This window comes from Enterobacter sp. IF2SW-B1 (genome assembly GCF_001743375.1).
Taxonomy (GTDB): domain Bacteria; phylum Pseudomonadota; class Gammaproteobacteria; order Enterobacterales; family Enterobacteriaceae; genus Enterobacter; species Enterobacter bugandensis.
The window spans coordinates 418,770-436,794 of sequence record NZ_MJAA01000003.1; the positions used below are offsets into that span (position 1 = coordinate 418,770).

At 57.0% G+C, this 18,025-nt stretch carries 19 protein-coding genes; 6 read left to right on the plus strand and 13 right to left on the minus strand.

The features are described 5' to 3' along the window. Positions 1–54 precede the first annotated feature (54 nt). Together A6013_RS09630 and sad are read right to left on the minus strand one after the other, a co-directional pair. Positions 55–1,644, minus strand: coding sequence for a methyl-accepting chemotaxis protein (locus A6013_RS09630; RefSeq protein ID WP_069732966.1), 1,590 nt, complete (start codon positions 1,642–1,644; stop codon positions 55–57). Between the two features lie 107 nt (positions 1,645–1,751). After that, a complete protein-coding gene (gene sad / locus A6013_RS09635; RefSeq protein ID WP_069732967.1) occupies positions 1,752–3,140 on the minus strand; it encodes a succinate-semialdehyde dehydrogenase in 1,389 nt (462 codons plus the stop codon). A gap of 98 nt (positions 3,141–3,238) precedes the next feature. Between sad and A6013_RS09640 the strand changes: the two genes are divergently transcribed. Further along, the gene (locus tag A6013_RS09640; protein ID WP_028013145.1) at positions 3,239–4,117 is read left to right on the plus strand and encodes a LysR family transcriptional regulator; all 879 of its coding nucleotides are present in this window, start codon (positions 3,239–3,241) and stop codon (positions 4,115–4,117) included. On the opposite strand, the gene A6013_RS09645 is transcribed toward A6013_RS09640, so the two are convergent. The 3 genes from A6013_RS09645 to A6013_RS09655 form a co-directional block, all read right to left on the minus strand. Further along, the gene (locus A6013_RS09645; RefSeq protein WP_047368544.1) at positions 4,071–4,553 is read right to left on the minus strand and encodes a GNAT family N-acetyltransferase; all 483 of its coding nucleotides are present in this window, start codon (positions 4,551–4,553) and stop codon (positions 4,071–4,073) included. The genes A6013_RS09640 and A6013_RS09645 overlap by 47 nt on opposite strands. Before the next feature lie 90 nt (positions 4,554–4,643). After that, positions 4,644–5,438: a PhzF family phenazine biosynthesis protein gene (locus tag A6013_RS09650; protein WP_048999560.1), complete on the minus strand. Its 795-nt coding sequence runs from the start codon at positions 5,436–5,438 to the stop codon at positions 4,644–4,646. A gap of 26 nt (positions 5,439–5,464) precedes the next feature. Beyond that, on the minus strand, positions 5,465–6,253 hold the full coding sequence (locus A6013_RS09655) for a PhzF family phenazine biosynthesis protein (protein ID WP_028013142.1): 789 nt from the start codon (positions 6,251–6,253) through the stop codon (positions 5,465–5,467). Between the two features lie 177 nt (positions 6,254–6,430). Here A6013_RS09655 and A6013_RS09660 point away from each other — a divergent pair, with 177 nt between their 5' ends. Next, positions 6,431–7,627: a sugar transporter gene (locus A6013_RS09660; protein ID WP_041909997.1), complete on the plus strand. Its 1,197-nt coding sequence runs from the start codon at positions 6,431–6,433 to the stop codon at positions 7,625–7,627. A gap of 137 nt (positions 7,628–7,764) precedes the next feature. On the opposite strand, the gene A6013_RS09665 is transcribed toward A6013_RS09660, so the two are convergent. Together A6013_RS09665 and A6013_RS09670 are read right to left on the minus strand one after the other, a co-directional pair. After that, positions 7,765–8,607: a lysozyme inhibitor LprI family protein gene (locus tag A6013_RS09665; protein WP_069732968.1), complete on the minus strand. Its 843-nt coding sequence runs from the start codon at positions 8,605–8,607 to the stop codon at positions 7,765–7,767. 180 nt (positions 8,608–8,787) lie between these two features. Next, positions 8,788–9,453 carry a MarC family NAAT transporter gene (locus A6013_RS09670; protein ID WP_041909999.1) on the minus strand — a complete coding sequence of 222 codons (666 nt, stop codon included), beginning with the start codon at positions 9,451–9,453 and terminating at the stop codon, positions 8,788–8,790. A gap of 256 nt (positions 9,454–9,709) precedes the next feature. Here A6013_RS09670 and marR point away from each other — a divergent pair, with 256 nt between their 5' ends. Genes marR through marB form a run of 3 tightly spaced genes read left to right on the plus strand, consistent with a single transcriptional unit; the run spans position 9,710 to position 10,797 of the window. Then, complete coding sequence (marR, locus tag A6013_RS09675; RefSeq protein ID WP_028013139.1) at positions 9,710–10,144, plus strand: multiple antibiotic resistance transcriptional regulator MarR; 435 nt, start codon at positions 9,710–9,712, stop codon at positions 10,142–10,144. A gap of 20 nt (positions 10,145–10,164) precedes the next feature. Continuing rightward, positions 10,165–10,545, plus strand: coding sequence for an MDR efflux pump AcrAB transcriptional activator MarA (gene marA, locus A6013_RS09680; RefSeq protein ID WP_008502237.1), 381 nt, complete (start codon positions 10,165–10,167; stop codon positions 10,543–10,545). A gap of 33 nt (positions 10,546–10,578) precedes the next feature. Then, the gene (gene marB / locus A6013_RS09685; protein ID WP_028013138.1) at positions 10,579–10,797 is read left to right on the plus strand and encodes a multiple antibiotic resistance protein MarB; all 219 of its coding nucleotides are present in this window, start codon (positions 10,579–10,581) and stop codon (positions 10,795–10,797) included. 38 nt (positions 10,798–10,835) lie between these two features. Here the strand turns inward: marB and eamA are convergent, their stop codons facing one another. Continuing rightward, the gene (gene eamA / locus A6013_RS09690; protein ID WP_028013137.1) at positions 10,836–11,735 is read right to left on the minus strand and encodes an O-acetylserine/cysteine exporter; all 900 of its coding nucleotides are present in this window, start codon (positions 11,733–11,735) and stop codon (positions 10,836–10,838) included. 194 nt (positions 11,736–11,929) lie between these two features. Between eamA and ydeE the strand changes: the two genes are divergently transcribed. Next, a complete protein-coding gene (gene ydeE, locus A6013_RS09695; RefSeq protein WP_028013136.1) occupies positions 11,930–13,123 on the plus strand; it encodes an efflux MFS transporter YdeE in 1,194 nt (397 codons plus the stop codon). A gap of 46 nt (positions 13,124–13,169) precedes the next feature. Here ydeE and zinT read toward each other — a convergent pair whose 3' ends face one another. From zinT to urtB, 5 genes are read right to left on the minus strand one after another with little or no spacing between them, the layout of a single operon-like run. Then, the gene (zinT, locus tag A6013_RS09700; RefSeq protein ID WP_041910003.1) at positions 13,170–13,811 is read right to left on the minus strand and encodes a metal-binding protein ZinT; all 642 of its coding nucleotides are present in this window, start codon (positions 13,809–13,811) and stop codon (positions 13,170–13,172) included. Between the two features lie 52 nt (positions 13,812–13,863). Next, positions 13,864–14,562 (minus strand): urea ABC transporter ATP-binding subunit UrtE, encoded by a 699-nt coding sequence (gene urtE, locus A6013_RS09705; protein WP_069732969.1) that lies wholly within the window; start codon positions 14,560–14,562, stop codon positions 13,864–13,866. Between the two features lie 9 nt (positions 14,563–14,571). After that, entirely contained in the window at positions 14,572–15,369 is a 798-nt protein-coding gene (gene urtD / locus A6013_RS09710; RefSeq protein WP_041910005.1) for an urea ABC transporter ATP-binding protein UrtD, read from the minus strand. Then, the gene (urtC, locus tag A6013_RS09715) at positions 15,369–16,442 is read right to left on the minus strand and encodes an urea ABC transporter permease subunit UrtC (protein ID WP_069732970.1); all 1,074 of its coding nucleotides are present in this window, start codon (positions 16,440–16,442) and stop codon (positions 15,369–15,371) included. Before urtC ends, urtD begins: the two co-directional genes overlap by 1 nt. Then, entirely contained in the window at positions 16,442–18,016 is a 1,575-nt protein-coding gene (gene urtB, locus A6013_RS09720) for an urea ABC transporter permease subunit UrtB (protein ID WP_069732971.1), read from the minus strand. The genes urtC and urtB overlap by 1 nt, the downstream gene beginning before the upstream one ends. Positions 18,017–18,025 lie beyond the last annotated feature (9 nt).

An 18,025-nucleotide genomic window follows, 5' to 3' on the forward strand; every position in this document is an offset into this window, starting at 1 on the left:
CCTTGCCCTCAGGCTAAAACGGGCTGCGAGTATAACAGAGGCTAATGTATTGCGTCAGGCGCTAAGACGAAAACGCGAAACGGCCTGCAATAAAAGATCGGACTGCTTTTGCAGGCGTTCAGAGGCCTCCGAGGCGTCAGAAACCAGCAGATCCGTCTGGCGCGAGACCTGATTCAGCGCCTGAAGCTGGCGCGTCATCTGGTGAATACTTTCTCCCTGACTGAGCGTGGCGGTCGAGATTTCATTCAGCAAACTGCTTAAATTGCCCACCAGACCGGTGACCTGCTGCAGGTTCTCTTCCATCAGATTCACGGCGCGGGAGCCGTCTTCAATGCCCTGCACGGAGCGGTTGATCAACTCCTGAATGGTCTGCGTCGAGTGGCTGCTCTTTCGCGCCAGGAGCCCGACTTCCCGGGCGACGACGGCAAACCCGCGCCCCTGGTTTCCTGCATGGGCGGCCTCAATGGCGGCGTTGAGCGCCAGAATGTTAGTCTGAAACGCCACGCTGTCGATCATCGCCACGATCCCGCGCATCTCTGACGATCGCTCGACGATCGCCTGCATGGAGGCATTCACGGTCGACATCATCTGGTCGCCTCCTACGGCAGCCTGACGCGCTTCATCCGCGCGCGAGCTGGCGAGGCGGGCATAGCCGGTATTCCCTTCCACGTGGGTTTCCAGCGCCGCGATATGCGCTGTAACCTCCTCCAGCTCCTTTGCCTGACGCGCCGACTGCTGGTACAGCTTCTGGTTTCCCTCCGCGAGGGAGCCAATGTTCTCCACCATCGTGGCTGTGGCGTGGCTGACCTGCGTCACCAGCTGCTGCAAGCCGCGCTGCATGGTGGCAACGCTGTCGCTAAGCTGCCCCGTCTCCCGGTTAAAGCGCATCACGTTTGGCGGCGTGCCGGAGAGATCTCCAGCGGCCAGCCGGTTAATATGCGCAATAAGCCGACGCAGCGGCGTAATCACCCACCTGGACATGCCGAACCAGACGGCTGCGGCGATGGCGAGTAGCAGAACCGGTGCCAGCAGGAACAACGTTTGCAGACTGGAGAGCTGCGCCATTAAAGCCTGACGCCCCTGCATGGCCTGCTTCTCGCTGGCCTGCTGATAGCGCGCGTAGTTGTCGTTAAAGTCGGTCTGAAACGCCTGTGCCGGCACGGCAAAAAAGGCATCAATCGAATTGGTTCTGACAAGCGCTTCCGATTGCTCCTTAATGGCATCGTAGAAAAGCTGGTAACTATTAATCAGCGCCTCATCTTTTGGCGGGCTGAGCGCCAGCCAGGCCTTCCATGCCTGCTGAGAAACCGCCAGCGACTTTTGTGCGTCGTCCATCAGGCTGTGCCAGCTTCCTTCCGAGCCGGTTTCTTTATCCTGCATAAACCAGACGCCGGAGCGGTTGAGCAGATCGCTCGCCGCCAGCAGGGAGACGCGCGCCAGATCCAGCTTGCTCTGCTGCTGATACGCCAGCAGGTTTTGTCGTTCATTGCGCTGAGCTTCCTTCAGGGAGGCGTTCAGCAGAAAGGATGAGGAAAGCTGCAGCGCGGAGAAAAGGCCAATAATACAAAAGATACCCGTCAACAGGCCAAACTGGCGAGGGATAAGACGCTGCGCAATACGGCGAAAAATTTGCGTTAGGTTCATAATTTTCTTCAGTAACAAGACGTTAGACGCGTGCGAGTCTACGAAACGAAAATGACAGAACCATTGCAGATAAATGACAACGGCCCTCGTGATGAGGGCCGAATAAATTACACGCGATCCTTCCACACCGTCTGCACATTACAGAACTCGTGCAAACCAAAATGGGAAAGCTCGCGGCCAAAGCCACTTTTCTTCACGCCACCAAAGGCCACGCGCGCGTCGCTGGCGCTGTATCCGTTGATAAACACCCCGCCGCACTCCAGCTCGCGAGAGAATTTATCCGCTAGCGCTGCGTCGGCGGTGAAGACCGTGGCAGACAGGCCAAAGTCGCTGTCATTGGCAAGCGTCAGGGCGTGCGCCGCGTCTTTCGCAACCGTAATGGCCGCGACCGGACCAAACAGCTCCTGGCGGAAGGCCGTCATCGATGGGGTGACGTTCGCCAGCACGGTTGGCGCGTAATAATTCCCCTCACCGCTGATTTTCTCTCCCCCCAGCAGCAGCGTTGCCCCTTCTGCCAGGCTCGCCTGCACCTGCTGATGCAGTTCATCGCGCAGATCATAGCGCGCCATCGGGCCAAGGTAGTTCTCTTCTTCATCCGGCGAGCCCATCTTTAACGCGGCGACGGCGTCAACGAAGCGTCGGGTAAAGGTGTCTGCAATACCCTCTTCCACAATGAACCGTTTGGCCGCCGCGCACACCTGCCCGGTATTCTGGTAGCGCCCTGCTACCGCCGCCTTCACGGCAAGATCCAGGTCGGCATCGTTGAGAACGATGAACGGGTCAGAACCCCCCAGCTCAAGAACGCATTTTTTCAGCGCCGCCCCTGCCTGCGCGCCAATGGCTGCCCCGGCGCGCACGCTGCCGGTGACGGTTACCGCCGCAATGCGACGATCGTTAATCGCCTGGCTTACGCCGTCATTGGTGGCGTTCACCCAGCCGAATACCCCTTCAGGGAAGCCGGCGTTCGCAAAAATCTGCGCGATAAGTTCCGCCGAGCCGAGCACGTTGGGCGCGTGTTTGAGCAGATAGCTGTTGCCTGCCAGCAGGATCGGCACCGCGCCGCGCAGCACCTGCCAGAGCGGGAAGTTCCACGGCATCACCGCCAGAATTGGCCCCAGCGGACGATACTCGATGACCGCGTTGTCATTCTCGACCTGCGTGGGTTCAGCATTCAGCATCGCCGGGCCATGTTCGGCATACCAGTCGCAAAGGCCCGCTGATTTCGCCACTTCCGCCCGCGCCTGCTGAATGGGTTTTCCCATCTCGCGGGACATCATCCGGGCCATCTCTTCCGCGCGACCGCGCAGCGCGGTGCCGAGATCGCGCAGCTTCTGCGCCCGGTGGGCTACGCTTTCGCACCGCCAGTGACGAAAGCCCGCATCAGCCAGCGCGATGGCACGTTCAACCTCTTCCTGCGTCGCCCAAGGATACGAGGCGAGCGTTTCGCCCGTTGCAGGGTTAACGGACAGAGCATGTGTAGCAGATGAATATTTCATGATGTTCTCCACGCATTTCGGTTGATTAAGTGTGGCTCACTCTGCTATTTCTTAAAAATGAATAATACTGACCACCTTATTCACGAAACGAGAATGCTATGGACTTAACCCAGCTTGAAATGTTCAACGCCGTCGCGCTGACGGGCAGCATCACCCAGGCGGCGCAGAAGGTGCATCGCGTTCCTTCGAATCTGACGACCCGCATCCGCCAGCTGGAGGCCGATCTTGGCGTGGAGCTGTTTATTCGTGAGAACCAGCGCTTGCGCTTATCTCCCGCCGGGCATAACTTCCTGCGCTACAGCAGGCAGATCCTGGCGCTGGTGGATGAAGCGCGCATGGTCGTCGCGGGCGATGAGCCGCAGGGGCTGTTTGCCCTCGGCGCGCTGGAGAGCACCGCCGCCGTACGCATCCCTGAGACGCTGGCGCAGTTTAACCAGCGCTATCCGCGCATCCAGTTTGCCCTTTCTACCGGGCCGTCCGGGACGATGATTGATGGCGTACTGGAGGGAACCCTGAGCGCCGCCTTTGTCGACGGGCCGCTGTCGCACCCGGAGCTGGAGGGGATGCCGGTCTACCGGGAAGAGATGATGCTGGTCACCCCTGCCGGGCAGACGGAGGTAACGCGCGCTGCGCAGGTGAGCGGCAGCGATGTTTATGCCTTTCGCGCAAACTGCTCGTATCGCCGACACCTGGAGAGCTGGTTTCATGCAGACAGAGCCGCCCCGGGACGCATTCATGAGATGGAGTCCTATCACGGCATGCTCGCCTGCGTCATCGCGGGCGCGGGCATCGCGCTGATGCCGCGCTCAATGCTGGAAAGTATGCCGGGCCACCATCAGGTTGAAGCCTGGCCGCTGGCGGAAAACTGGCGCTGGCTCACTACCTGGCTGGTGTGGAGACGCGGGGCGATGACCCGCCAGCTGGAAGCGTTTATAGCGCTGCTAAACGAACGTCTTCAACCAGCGCCTTCTCCATAAACAGGCTGAGCGGATCGTCCACATACGGGGCAAACGCCGGACGCCGATCGTAGCCGCTTCGTTCATAAAGACGAATCGCGGCATGCTGTTTGATGCCCGTTTCCAGCCGTACGGTATGGCAGTGACGGCTCAGGGCCTCATCTTCCAGCGCGGCCAGCAGCTTCTCAGCCAGATGTTGCCCGCGATGGGCCGGATCGATATAAACCCGCTTCATCTCCCCCGTTCCGTCGCCGTTGAGCACGATAGCTCCACAGCCAACGGCCTGAAGTTGCGGGTCGCGGACGATCATCAGGATAAGGGATGTCGCGGGCAGTTCTGAAAGATCGAGCAGATGGTTGCTTTCGGCGGGATAGAGTTCGCTCTGATAACGGTCGAGGGCCGCAATCAGCATAAGAATGTCCGGGTGACGTGCAGATTCAGAGGTAATGGAATACATGGCAGGCTCCTTGCTTTATTTGTGAAACTCAATGTCAACATAGCGCAGGCCTGCCAGGCTGCTTCATAGTATTAACTTATCGCGCAGCCGCTAGCGTAAAAAGATCCGCCCTTTCAGGTACAGGGTGGCCTGACCGGCAATGAGTACGCGGTCGCCCTTCAGCTCGCAGCGAAGATCCCCGCCGCGGTACGACACCTGGCGGGCGTTGAGCGACGTCTTACCCAGCCTTTCACTCCAGTAGGGGATCAGCATGCTGTGCGTGGACCCGGTAACCGGATCTTCCGGCACCCCTTCGCCCGGGCAGAAAAAGCGGCTGACGAAGTCATATTCCCCTTCGCCCGGCGCGGTTACGCAGACCATTTTGCCCAGCGGAACCATCGCGCCAATATCCGGCATTAATGCCTCCACCTGCTGCTGGCTCTCCAGCACCACGAGGTAGTCTCGCCCGACGCGCACCTCTTTTGCCGCCGGGATGCCCAGCGCGCTAAACAGTGCAGGCGGTGGGTTATCGACGACCTCCGTGGACCATGCGGGGAAATTCAGCGTCAGCCAGTCGCCACTGCGTTTGACCGTCAGCTCCCCCACGAAGCGCGTGGTAAAGTGGATTTCCGTGTGCGGATAGTCCAGATACTCAAAAATGACGTGTGATGCCGCGAGGGTCGCATGGCCGCAGAGGTTAATTTCATGCAGCGTGGTGAACCAGCGCAGTTCAAATCCGCCGTCGGTTCGCACAAAAAACGCGGTCTCCGACTGGTTATGCTGCTGTGCCATTTTGAGAAGCGTCTCGTCCGGCAGCCACTCTTCCAGAGGACATACCGCTGCCGCGTTGCCGCCAAAGGTTTTGTCGCTGAAGGCATCCACCAGATAAAAATCAATTTCCCGCATTGTCTCTTCCTCTTTTGTTATCAGTTTTAGCGCAGATACACAGTGCCTTTCAGGTAGCACGACGCCTGACCGCTCATCAATACGCGCTCCCCTTTCAGCTCGCAGCGCACATCCCCGCCGCGCGCCGAAACCTGACGGGCAAACATTGCCGTTTTCCCCAGCTTTTCGCTCCAGTAGGGGATCAGCATCGTGTGCGCGGATCCGGTCACCGGATCTTCCGGAACGGCAACGCCCGGTGAGAAGAAGCGGCTGACAAAGTCATATTCCCCTTCACCCGGTGCAGTCACGCTCACTTTATGCTCGCCCGGCGTCATCGCCGAAAAGCGCGGCGCAAGCGCTTCAACCTGCCGGGGATTTTCCAGCACAATCACCCAGGCGCGGCCTTTACGGGCTTCAACGTAATGGCGGATACCGAGCGCCGCGAGCATCTCCGGCGGCGGCGTCTCTTCACGGGTCGGGCACGCCGGGAAGTCCAGCGTCATCCACTCTCCCTCCCGGCTGACCGTCAGTCGGCCAGAGGCGGTATCAAAGTGGATCCGCGAGTCGGGGTAATCGAGTTCATTAAACAGAACGTACGCGGCGGCCAGGGTGGCGTGACCGCAGAGATTGACTTCAGTGAGCGTGGTAAACCAGCGTAGCTCAATGCCGCCCTTAGTGCAGACGAAAAATGCGGTTTCCGACTGATTATGCTGCTGCGCCATTTTCAGTAACGTTTCATCCGGCAGCCATTTGTTCAGCGGGCAAACCGCTGCCGGATTGCCGCCGAACGAGATATTGCTGAATGCATCTACCAGATAAAAATCAATCTCCTGCATTGTCTTACCGCCTGTTTTTGCTGTGTCGTACTTTTATATTCAATGAAAACAACGCACCCGGCTACCGCTTTCATAAGGTAAATATTGAGATCTGCGTCACATAATGGTTGAGTTTTCGCCGTATGGCGTTTTAAGATCGCCTTCTCATCTTTCCAGCAACGAATCTCCGACATCCCTATGACAACGAACACAGTTTCCCGCAGGGTCGCGTGGCTACGCGTGGTCACGCTGGCCATTGCCGCATTTATTTTTAACACCACAGAATTTGTTCCGGTTGGGCTGTTGTCTGACATAGCAGAAAGCTTCCAGATGGAAACGGCGCAGGTGGGGATTATGTTAACTATCTACGCCTGGGTGGTGGCGCTGATGTCTTTGCCGTTTATGTTGCTGACCAGCCAGATGGAGCGGCGCAGGCTGTTGATCGGCCTGTTTGCCCTGTTCATTGCCAGCCATGTCCTGTCGTTTATGGCGTGGAATTTTACGGTGCTGGTCATTAGCCGCATCGGCATTGCCTTTGCCCACGCGGTGTTCTGGTCGATCACCGCGTCGCTGGCTATTCGGCTCGCACCGGCGGGTAAACGCGCCCAGGCTTTGAGCCTGATTGCCACCGGTACCGCGCTGGCGATGGTGCTGGGGCTGCCCATTGGCCGCATCGTGGGACAGTACTTCGGCTGGCGTACCACCTTCTTTGCCATCGGCATGGGCGCGCTGGTGACGCTGGTGTGTCTGATTAAGCTGCTGCCCGCGCTGCCAAGCGAACACTCCGGCTCGCTGAAAAGCCTGCCGCTGCTGATGCGTCGCCCGGCGCTGCTGAGTATCTACCTGCTTACCGTTATCGTGGTCACCGCGCACTACACGGCGTACAGCTACATTGAACCGTTTGTGCAGGTGGTCGCGGGCTTTAGCGCAAACTTTGCCACCCTCTTACTGCTCATTCTCGGCGGCGCGGGCATTATTGGCAGCGTGCTGTTTGGTAAACTGGGTAACCAGCATGCCTCCTTGCTGGTGAGCAGCGCCATCGGCCTGCTGCTGGCGTGCCTGGTGCTGCTGCTGCCTGCGTCAGGTAGCGAAAGCCAGCTGGCGATCCTGAGCCTGTTCTGGGGCGTGGCGATCATGATTATTGGTCTCGGCATGCAGGTGAAAGTCCTGGCCCTGGCGCCGGATGCCACGGACGTGGCGATGTCGCTGTTCTCGGGGATATTCAATCTGGGGATTGGTGCAGGGGCGCTGGTGGGCAATCAGATTAGCCTGCACGTATCGATGTCGGCGATTGGCTATCTGGGGGCGATTCCGGCGCTCGTCGCGCTCGTCTGGTCGGTACTCATCTTCCGCAAGTGGCCGGTGGCGCTGGAGGAACAGGGGCAGCACGGTTGAGGTTTATTTATGCCGGGTGGCGCATGGCGTCCTGAAATCAGGACGCCCGTACGATGCCACACTGCATGGGGAAATTACTTGCGTGGCATAACCGTATCGACAACATCAGCAGGTCAGATTGACCCACAGTATAAGTATTAATACTGTCTTTCTTCCTCTCCACCCAGATAGACATATCTTTCATGGGTTATGTCAGCCTGGCACTGATAGATATTAATTCTTGTTTCAACAGGCGTGGCAGTGGAAGACGCATCACTGATCTTCCCGCATTTTTTAGCCTTCTCGTTAATCCAGAGATTCTGTTCTTTTTTCATAGAGGCCCTGACTGACTCTGGAAGAGATTTCCAGAGATTATTGAGTTGACTATCGTTCTCAGAATAGGCCAGCACTGCATCGTTTAATTTGTTGTTGAGATCGGCTTTCTCAAATTCGGATTTATTCATGGCCAGCATAGTCATATCGACCAATGACTGGGAGACATAATCTCTGTCAGAATATTCATAGGATGCTGAAATGTCTTTCTCATTGTCCGCCAGGGATAATATATATACAAAATTATCCCATTGAACACTGTTATTAAGCACCTTGCCACCACCTTGATTTATCCGCTCTAGTTTCTGAGGATAGGCTGCAATAAACCCAAGGATTTCCGTAGGTATGGCGAGCGTGACCTTAGCGGAGCAACTGCGGTTTGAATCATTTTTATCAAAGGGTTTAGTTGTAACATTCTCCAGATGAATGGCTATTTGATTTGCTTTTTCCTGGTATGATTTAAGTGGTTTTCCATAAAATTGCGAAGGCGTTGCCAGATACGTTTCCTGCAATTTACTCATTGCATCATCTCTGATTTTTGCTTGCATAGCAGCAACGGCATCCTCACGACCACATTTAAATTCGGGCGCAGAATCGAACAAGCCTGCAGTGGCAGTAAATGAAAACAGCAACGTACTGAGTACGATAAAAGAATATTTTGCACGCATGACACTATCCTGAAAAGAAATGAGTGCAGTACATTACTTTAAGAACTAACGAGCGACAAGTCTGGCTATGCTCATTTAACCCGGTTTGAATTAAAAAAGTATTTTTCCGGAATTTATTTGTATTCATTTAATAAATACTTTACATACCGGGTAAGGGTAATCCGTTACCCGGCAATGACATCAGTGGTAGGTCTTAATAATCTCCAGCACGCCGTTAATTATAAACTGCACACCCATACAGACCAGTAAGAAGCCCATCAGACGGGAAATCGCCTCGATACCGCCCTTGCCCACCCAGCGCATGATCGCACCGGAACTGCGCAGAGACGCCCACACGATAACCCCAATAAGCGCAAAAATTAGCGGTGGCGCAACGGTGAGTACCCAGTCCGGGAAGGTAGAGCTGTCGCGCACCGTCGATGCAGAACTGATGATCATCGCGATGGTACCCGGCCCGGCCGTACTCGGCATGGCCAGCGGTACAAAAGCAATATTCGCGCTCGGTTCGGACTCCAGCTCTTCAGATTTGCTGGTTGCCTCCGGAGACTCGTGCGCTTTTTGCGCCGGGAACAGCATGCGGAAGCCGATAAAGGCTACAATCAGCCCGCCCGCAATACGCAGCCCGGGAATTGAAATCCCGAAGGTGTTCATCACCAGCTGTCCGGCGTAGTAGGCCACCATCATAATGGCAAACACATACACCGAAGCCATCATCGACTGATGGTTGCGCTCGGCGCTGTTCATATTCCCTGCCAGCCCCAGGAACAGCGCCACCGTCGTTAACGGGTTAGCTAACGGCAGCAGTACCACCAGCCCGAGACCAATTGCTTTAATCAAATCCAACATAGTGCGTCGTTGTCCTTATCCACATTTAACATCGCAATTATAGGGTGAAAGTGTGACGTTCAGCCATCGGCGCAACGTAACGATAGTTTTCCTTTGGGAACGATACCCGTTTGTTATCTTCCTGATTTGAAAGGTTGCAAAAATCGTTCATGAAACGTTTTAGCAATTCGTGGCATCGGCTGATTCATTCAGTTGACTTATACTTGCCTGAGCAATAATATCTGCCGTGATTAAACTACTTGCCAGGGCAACCATTGTGAAAAGCACCAGTGATATCTTTAACGACGTTGTTCCGCTGGGTCGTCTTATTCATATGGTTAACCAGAAAAAAGATCGCCTGCTCAATGACTACCTGTCACCGCTGGATATCACCGCAACACAGTTCAAAGTGCTGTGTTCCATTCGCTGCGAAGTGTGTATCACGCCGGTTGAGCTGAAAAAGGTGCTCTCTGTCGATCTGGGTGCGTTAACCCGCATGCTCGATCGTCTCGTCTGCAAAGGATGGGTAGAACGAAGCCCTAACCCGAATGACAAACGCGGCGTACTGGTCAGGCTCACCAGCGATGGTGCGGCTATGTGCGAGCAATGTCATCAATTAGTAGGACAAACACTGCATCAGGAACTAACAAAAAACTTAACGGCAGATGAAGTGGCTACCCTTGAGCTTTTGCTGAAGAAAATACTGCCGTAAACAGAAAAAGAGGTATGACGATGTCCAGACGCAATACTGACGCTATCACTATTCATAGCATTTTGGACTGGATCGAAGATAACCTGGAATCGCCGCTCTCCCTTGAAAAAGTGTCTGAGCGTTCAGGTTACTCCAAATGGCACCTGCAACGGATGTTCAAAAAAGAGACCGGTCATTCATTAGGTCAATATATTCGCAGCCGCAAGCTGACGGAAATTGCCCAGAAACTGAAAGAAAGCAATGAACCGATCCTTTATCTGGCGGAGCGTTACGGATTTGAATCACAGCAAACCCTCACGCGTACGTTCAAGAACTATTTTGACGTGCCGCCTCATAAGTACCGAATTACCAGCGTGCCGGGTGAATCCCGTTACCTGTATCCGTTAAAACACTGTAGTTAATCATCGCCTGTAAAAGACGTAACCGAGGAAAAAATGAAAGTTACCGCCTCCGCCGCCCTCGCCTTGCTGGTGCTGTTTTCCAGCCAGACCTTCGCGGAGCAAACCCCAGGTGCAACGCAGCAAAATAATCATGACACGATGATTTTGCCGTCAGCACATGACCAGTCGCCTTATGATTTCAACCACATGGGTGCTGGTAGCGACAAATCCGACGAATTAGGCGTGCCTTATTATAATCAGCACGGCCTCTGATTCGTTTTTGCCCCGCAGCCGCGGGGCTTTTTTATGCCCTATCCCCTTACCCGCGCCGCCCGGCGAACCCGCAGGCCAAACACGTTGATGTACAGCCCGGCCATGATCAGCACGGCACCGAGCAGCTGCAGCGCGCTCAGCGTTTCATCCAGCAGTATCGCCGCACTGGCAAGCCCCACTACCGGAACCAGCAAAGACAGCGGCGCGACGCGCCAGGTCTCATAGCGTCCCAGCAGCGAACCCCAGATCCCGTAGCCCACGATGGTGGCGACAAACGCCAGATAGATAAGAGAAAGGATCGTGGTCAGATCGATCTCGACCAGGCTGTTCAGCATCACCTCCGGGCCATCCAGAATAAACGACGCCACCAGAAACGGGATTATCGGAATCAATGCGCTCCAGACCACCAGGGACATCACCTGAGGCCTCGCCTCGTGCTGCATAATCAACTTATTGAAAATATTGCCGCACGCCCAGCTCAGCCCCGCCGCCAGCGTGAGCATAAACCCGAGCAGCGCCACATCCTGACCGTTCAGGCTGGCTTCAATCAGCACCAGCACGCCAAATACCGCCAGCGTTATCCCCGCCAGCTGCTTGCCCTGCAGGCGTTCGCCAAACACAAATGCGCCGAGAATAATGGTAAAGAACGCCTGCGCCTGTAACACCAGCGAGGCCAGACCGGCCGGCATGCCGAACTTGATGGCGCAGAAGAGAAACGCGAACTGGCCAAAGCTGATGGTCAGACCGTAGCCCAACAGCAGTTTTAACGGGATTTTCGGACGGGCGACGAAAAAGAGCGCCGGGAACGCCACCAGCATAAAACGCAAACCGGCCAGCATCAGCGGGGGCATGTTGTGCAATCCCAGCTTGATGACCACAAAATTGAGTCCCCATACCACGACCACCAGCAACGCCAGCAGTCCGTCTTTACGCGTCATACCCTGCCCCTGAATTATTAATAATTTGTTAACAGTTCAAGGTAACAGAAAAAAGTGTGCCGCGAGAAGATCATTATTTCTGGCAGGCAGCTGAAGCACTTAGGGATAAATCGGGTGCTATACAAGCCCCTTATGTCATGGTAATCCTGTTAACACTCGTCTAAAAAAAGCATAAGCAACCGTCGGGAAGGAATATGAAACCATCTCTCAGGCGCTCAACCGCAGCGCTGCTGGCATCGTCATTGTTATTAACCATCGGTCGGGGGGCAACGCTGCCGTTCATGACCATTTATCTCACGCGCGTGTTTAATATGAGCGTCGAGAATATTGGTTATGCCCTGACGATTGCGCTGACCGTTGGCGTGGTGTTCAGCCTGGGATTTGGTATTCTGGCCGATAAGTTTGATAAAAAACGCTATATGCTGATCGCGATCGTGGCTTTTATCGCCGGTTTTGTCGCGATTCCGCTGGTGGATAACGTCACCCTGGTAGTGCTGTTCTTTTCCCTGATTAACTGCGCCTATTCCGTCTTTTCGACGGTGCTGAAAGCCTGGTTCTCGGACGTGCTGACCTCCAGCCAGAAAGCGCGCGTCTTCTCGCTCAACTACAGCTTTCTGAACATTGGCTGGACGATTGGGCCGCCGATTGGCACCCTGCTGGTGATGTACAGCCTGCAGCTGCCGTTCTGGCTGGCGGCCTTCTGCGCCGCGCTGCCGCTCGGGTTTATTCATTTCTTCGTGCAAAAAAGCGTCGCGCTGGATACCGCCGAGGAGAAGATGCCCTGGCAGCCGTCGGTGCTGCTGAAAGATCGCGCCCTGTTCTGGTTCACCCTCTCCGGCCTGCTCGCGTCTTACGTGGGCGGATCGTTCGCCAGCTGCATTTCGCAATACGTACTGGCCGCCAATGCCGACAGCGATTTTGCCCAGAAGGTGGTCGCCGTGGTGCTGCCCGTTAACGCCGCCGTGGTGGTGACGCTGCAGTACGCGCTGGGGCGGAAGATCTCCGCCAGCAATATTCGGCCTTTAATGACCGCCGCAACGCTGTTTTTTATCCTGGGTCTGGGAGGCTTTATGCTCTCCGGGGAGAACCTGATTTACTGGGGCATCGCCGCCGCCATCTTTACGCTGGGTGAGATTATCTACGCACCGGGTGAATACATGCTGATCGACAACATCGCCCCGCCGGGGATGAAGGCGAGCTATTTTTCCGCGCAGGCGCTGGGCTGGCTCGGCGCGGCGGCAAACCCGATGATCACCGGCATTATCCTGACCAACCTGCCGCACTGGTCGCTGTTTGCAATCATGATGGTTGCCATCGTCGTTGCCTGGCTGATGATTTTGCGGGGAATGAGCGTGAAGGCGTGGAACGAATCCCCCAAAGCGGCGTAAAAAATAGTGGCCGGGTAAGGCGAAGCCGCCCCCCGGCAATAACGCATCAGTGGTGCAGCATCTCCTCCACCACCTGCTCTTTGTACATCTCGTTTGGATAATAGGTCGGCCAGTTGTCCATCTCTTTCAGCAGCGCCTCGTGGGAGGTATTGCCCATAAAAATATGGAAGTGCGATGAGGCTTTCGGCCCGATGATGTGGTCGCTGAACTGCACGAACTTCGGCGCCTTGCTGTCGGCATCCTTACACTCAAACAGATAGCGAACGCCTTTTTTGCCCGATGCGTAGGTCAGAATTTTGTAGCCACTGTAGTCATACTGACAGCTGCTGACCGCCTTGCCTCTGTGGAATTCCATTACGTTATTTTCAATGCCGATGGCATCCACGTCCGTGGCATATCCCTTGCGGTAGTACGCTTTCACCTCGTCAAAGGTTTTGCTTTTATCCTTCTGCGCTTTCTGTTTGAAGACCGGATCCAGCGAACCGTCCAGCAGGAACGGATACACCGACTGCCAGGTGCCGTCCCAGTCGGACAGCGCTCTGTCCTTTACGTCTTTATCCTCAAACACGCCGTTTGCCGCCTTCTGTTCCGCTTCGGTCATCTGATGGCCGTGCGAGTGAGCAAACAGCTGGCCGCTGACCAGCAGCGCCCCCAGAGTCATGGCAAATTTTCCAATATGTGCAGCCAAAGTAACGCCCTCATTCCGTTTTATAAGAATGAGGATGTTATATTATAACATTTCAGATCGCAACCAGCCCGCGAACGCCCTCCTGCTCCATATTTTCGCCCCTCCCGCGCTGAATGATAGTGCCGCGGGACATCAGGAGATAGCTGTCGGCCAGCTCGGCGGCAAAGTCGTAAAACTGCTCGACGAGCAGGATTGCCATGTCGCCTCTGTTTGCCAGGATGCGGATCACCTGGCCAATCTCTTTGATGACGGAAGGCTGTATGCCTTCCGTCGGTTCGTCCAGAATCAGCAGCTGCGGACGGCTCGCCAGCGCGCGACCAATCGCCAGCTGCTGCTGCTGCCCGCCGGAGAGATCGCCCCCGCGGCGGTGCTTCATCTCTTTGAGAACCGGAAACAGCTGCCAGATCTCGTCAGGAACCTGCTTTGCCTCGCGGGCGGAAAAACGCGACAGCCCAAGCAAAAGGTTCTCTTCCACGGTCAGGCGCGGGAAAATCTCGCGACCCTGCGGGACATACGCCACGCCGGACTGCACCCGCTGGTGCGGCCTGCTGTGGGTGATCGTTTTACCCTGCCAGATGACCTCCCCGGTTTTCACCGGGATCAGCCCCATCAGGCACTTCAGCAGCGTGGTTTTCCCGACGCCGTTGCGCCCCAGCAGACAGGTGACTTCACCGGGAGCGGCTTCGAAGCTCACGCCGCGCAGGATATGGCTGCCGCCGTAGTACTGATTCAGTTCGTTAACCTGTAACATCATCGCTCCTTAGCGGCCCAGATAGACCTCAATCACCTGCTCGTTGGCCTGCACCTCGCGAAGCGAGCCTTCCGCTAGCACGCGCCCCTGATGCAGCACCGTGACGTGGTCGGCAATCGTTTCAACAAAGCCCATGTCGTGCTCCACCACCATCAGGGAATGCTTGCCCGCCAGGGTTTTGAACAGCTCGGCGGTGTATTCCGTTTCCGCATCGGTCATCCCGGCGGCGGGTTCATCCAGCAGCAGCAGGTGCGGGTCCTGCACCAGCAACATGCCGATCTCCAGGAACTGTTTCTGCCCGTGCGAAAGCAGCCCGGCGCGACGGTCCCGCTCGCTACCAAGACGCAGAAGAACCAGCATCTCGTCAATGCGGTCCCGCTGCTCGCCGTTGAGTTTTGCCCGCAGGCTCGCCCAGACGGATTTATCGGTTTTCATGGCGATCTCAAGGTTCTCCCACACCGTCAGCGCTTCAAAGACCGTGGGTTTCTGGAATTTTCGGCCAATCCCCTGACGGGCAATGGCCGCAGGCTCCAGCCCGGTTAGGTCGATGGACTGGTCGTAAATCGCTCTCCCGCTTTTGGGTCGGGTTTTGCCGGTGATCACGTCCATCAGCGTGGTTTTACCCGCCCCGTTGGGGCCAATCACGCAGCGCAACTCGCCCACGCCGATATTCAGGGAGAGATCGGTCAGCGCCTGGAAGCCGTCGAAACTGACGTTAATGGCCTCAAGCTGAAGCACCGGGTCAGTCTGGTCCCGGTAGCGATCGCCGGGCAACTGGCGGGTAAATAACTCTTCCGTTGGCTGCATTATTTCTCTCCCTTACGCAACAGACCGTAGACGCCGCGCGGCAGGAACAGCGTGACGGCGATAAAAATCAGCCCCAGAAACAGCTGCCAGTACTCCGGCATGGCAGCGGTAAAAAAGCTTTTCGCCCCGTTCACCAGCGCCGCGCCAATCACCGGCCCCACCAGGGTGCCGCGCCCGCCCAGCGCCACCCAGATGGCGGCTTCTATCGAGTTGGTCGGCGACATTTCACCGGGGTTAATGATGCCCACCAGCGGAACGTACAGCGCCCCCGCCAGGCCGCACAGCACGGCGGAGAGCGTCCACACCAGCAGCTTGAACCCGCGCGGATCGTACCCGCAGAACGTCAGGCGATTTTCCGCGTCGCGCACGGCGGTCAGGATGCGGCCAAACTTGCTCTTCGCCAGCGCAAATCCGGTGCCCAACGCCAGAAGCAACAACAGCACGGTGGCCAGGAACAGCGCGATGCGGGTGGTCGTTTCCGTCACCGAAAACCCAAGCAGCGTGGTAAAACCGGTGAAGCCGTTATTGCCGCCAAAGCCGGTTTCGTTACGAAAGAACAGCAGCATGCCCGCGTAGGTCAGCGCCTGGGTCATAATCGAGAAGTAAACCCCTTTGATCTTCGAGCGGAAGGCAAACCAGCCAAACACCAGCGCCAGCAAACCCGGCACCATCACGATCAGCACCAGCGCCCAGGCAAAGTGCTGGGTGCCCCACCAGAACCACGGCAGCTCGCTCCAGGAGAGAAACGACATAAACGCGGGCAGGCCGTCGCCTGACGCCTGGCGCATCAGGTACATGCCCATCGCATAGCCGCCCAGGGCGAAGAAGATGCCGTGTCCAAGAGAGAGCATGCCGGCGTAGCCCCACACCAGATCCAGCGCCACCGCAACGATGGCATAGCAGAGGATCTTGCCAATGAGCGTCAGCATCCAGGTCGACAGCGCCAGCGGATGCGTCGCGGGCAGCAAGGCGAAAAACGGTAAAATCAGCAAACACGCCACCAGCAGGCTGCCTGCAATCTGTGTCGTTCGCGGCGCTTTACGCGCCAGCGTTAAGGTCAGCGGCTGGCTCATCAGTCAATCACCCTCCCTTTTAGCGCAAACAGCCCCTGAGGGCGCTTCTGGATAAACAGGACGATCGCCACCAGAATCACGATCTTGCCCAGCACCGCCCCCATCTGCGGCTCAAGGATTTTATTGAAAATGCCCAGCCCGAACGCGGCAGCCACGCTGCCTGCCAGCTGGCCTACGCCACCGAGAACGACTACGAGGAACGAGTCGATGATGTACCCCTGACCAAGCTCCGGCCCGACGTTACCCAGCTGGGATAACGCCACGCCGCCTAACCCGGCGATCCCTGAGCCCAGCCCAAACGCCAGCATATCGACGCGCCCGGTCGGTACCCCGCAGCAGGCGGCCATGCTGCGGTTTTGCGTCACCGCGCGCACGTTAAGACCAAGACGCGTTTTATTCAGAATCAGCCAGGTGAAGAACAGCACCAGCAGCACGAAGCCCAGCACCACAATGCGGTTCCACGGCAGGGTCAGGTTAGCAAAAACCTGTACCCCGCCGGAAAGCCATGCCGGGTTTGCCACCTCGAGGTTCTGGGCACCAAAGGTCATGCGCACCAGCTGGATGAGCATCAGGCTGATGCCCCAGGTCGCCAGCAGCGTTTCCAGCGGACGACCGTACAGGTGACGGATCACAGTGCGCTCCAGCACCATTCCAATGCCCGCCGTCAGGCAGAACGCTACCGGCAAGGCGATAACGGGATAGAGCGCCAGCCACTGAGGGGCAAGCCCGGCCATTGCCTGCTGCACCATCCACGTGGCGTACGCCCCCAGCATCAGCATCTCGCCGTGGGCCATGTTAATGACGCCCAGCAGACCGTAGGTGATCGCAAGCCCCAGCGCGGCCAGCAGCAACACCGACCCCAGAGAAAGCCCCATAAACGCCTGGCCCAGCAGATCGCCCCACATCAGGCGATGCGTAATCTGGCTAAGGCTCTCTTCTGCGGCAGCGCGCACGCCGGCGTCCGGCTCGGTCTGCGCCTGGGTAAACGGAGTGAGTCTGGACTGTACGTCCGGATCGTCTGACTGGCCAAGCAGTTCGACGGCCCTGCGGCGCACCTCCGGCTGCGGGCTCGCCAGCTGGAGGCTTGCCACCGCCAGCAGCAGCGCCTGACGCGCCACAGCGTCCGCTTCATCCCCGGCGCGCTTTTCCAGAAAAGCGAGCATGTCGGGCTGAGCATCACGCTGGAGCTGACGGGCTGCCGCCCGCCTTTCGGTGACACTGTCACTAACAAGCTGATGCGTGGCAATGGCCGTTGCAGCCAGCACGCGCAGCCGGTTTGTCAGGCGTACGGCTTTGGTTTGCCCTACTGCCGCGCGGGCGTCACCGAGCGAAACCATTTCGCCATTACGCTTCGCAAAGGCGTGCTTTTGGCTGTCGGTATACAGGTTTTCCTTTTGCAGGGACTGAAGCAGCGGAAGCCTGGCGGCATCCGGCGCGGCGGCCCACTGCGTGAGGAGCTCCGCCTGCTGGCCGCGGCTGGCGGCAACAAAACGATCGGCATCCGATGCCTGCGCCATCCCTGGCAGCAGTCCGGAAAGCCATACAAGAGCGATGAACATGCGCATGGCGTTCATGACGTTTCT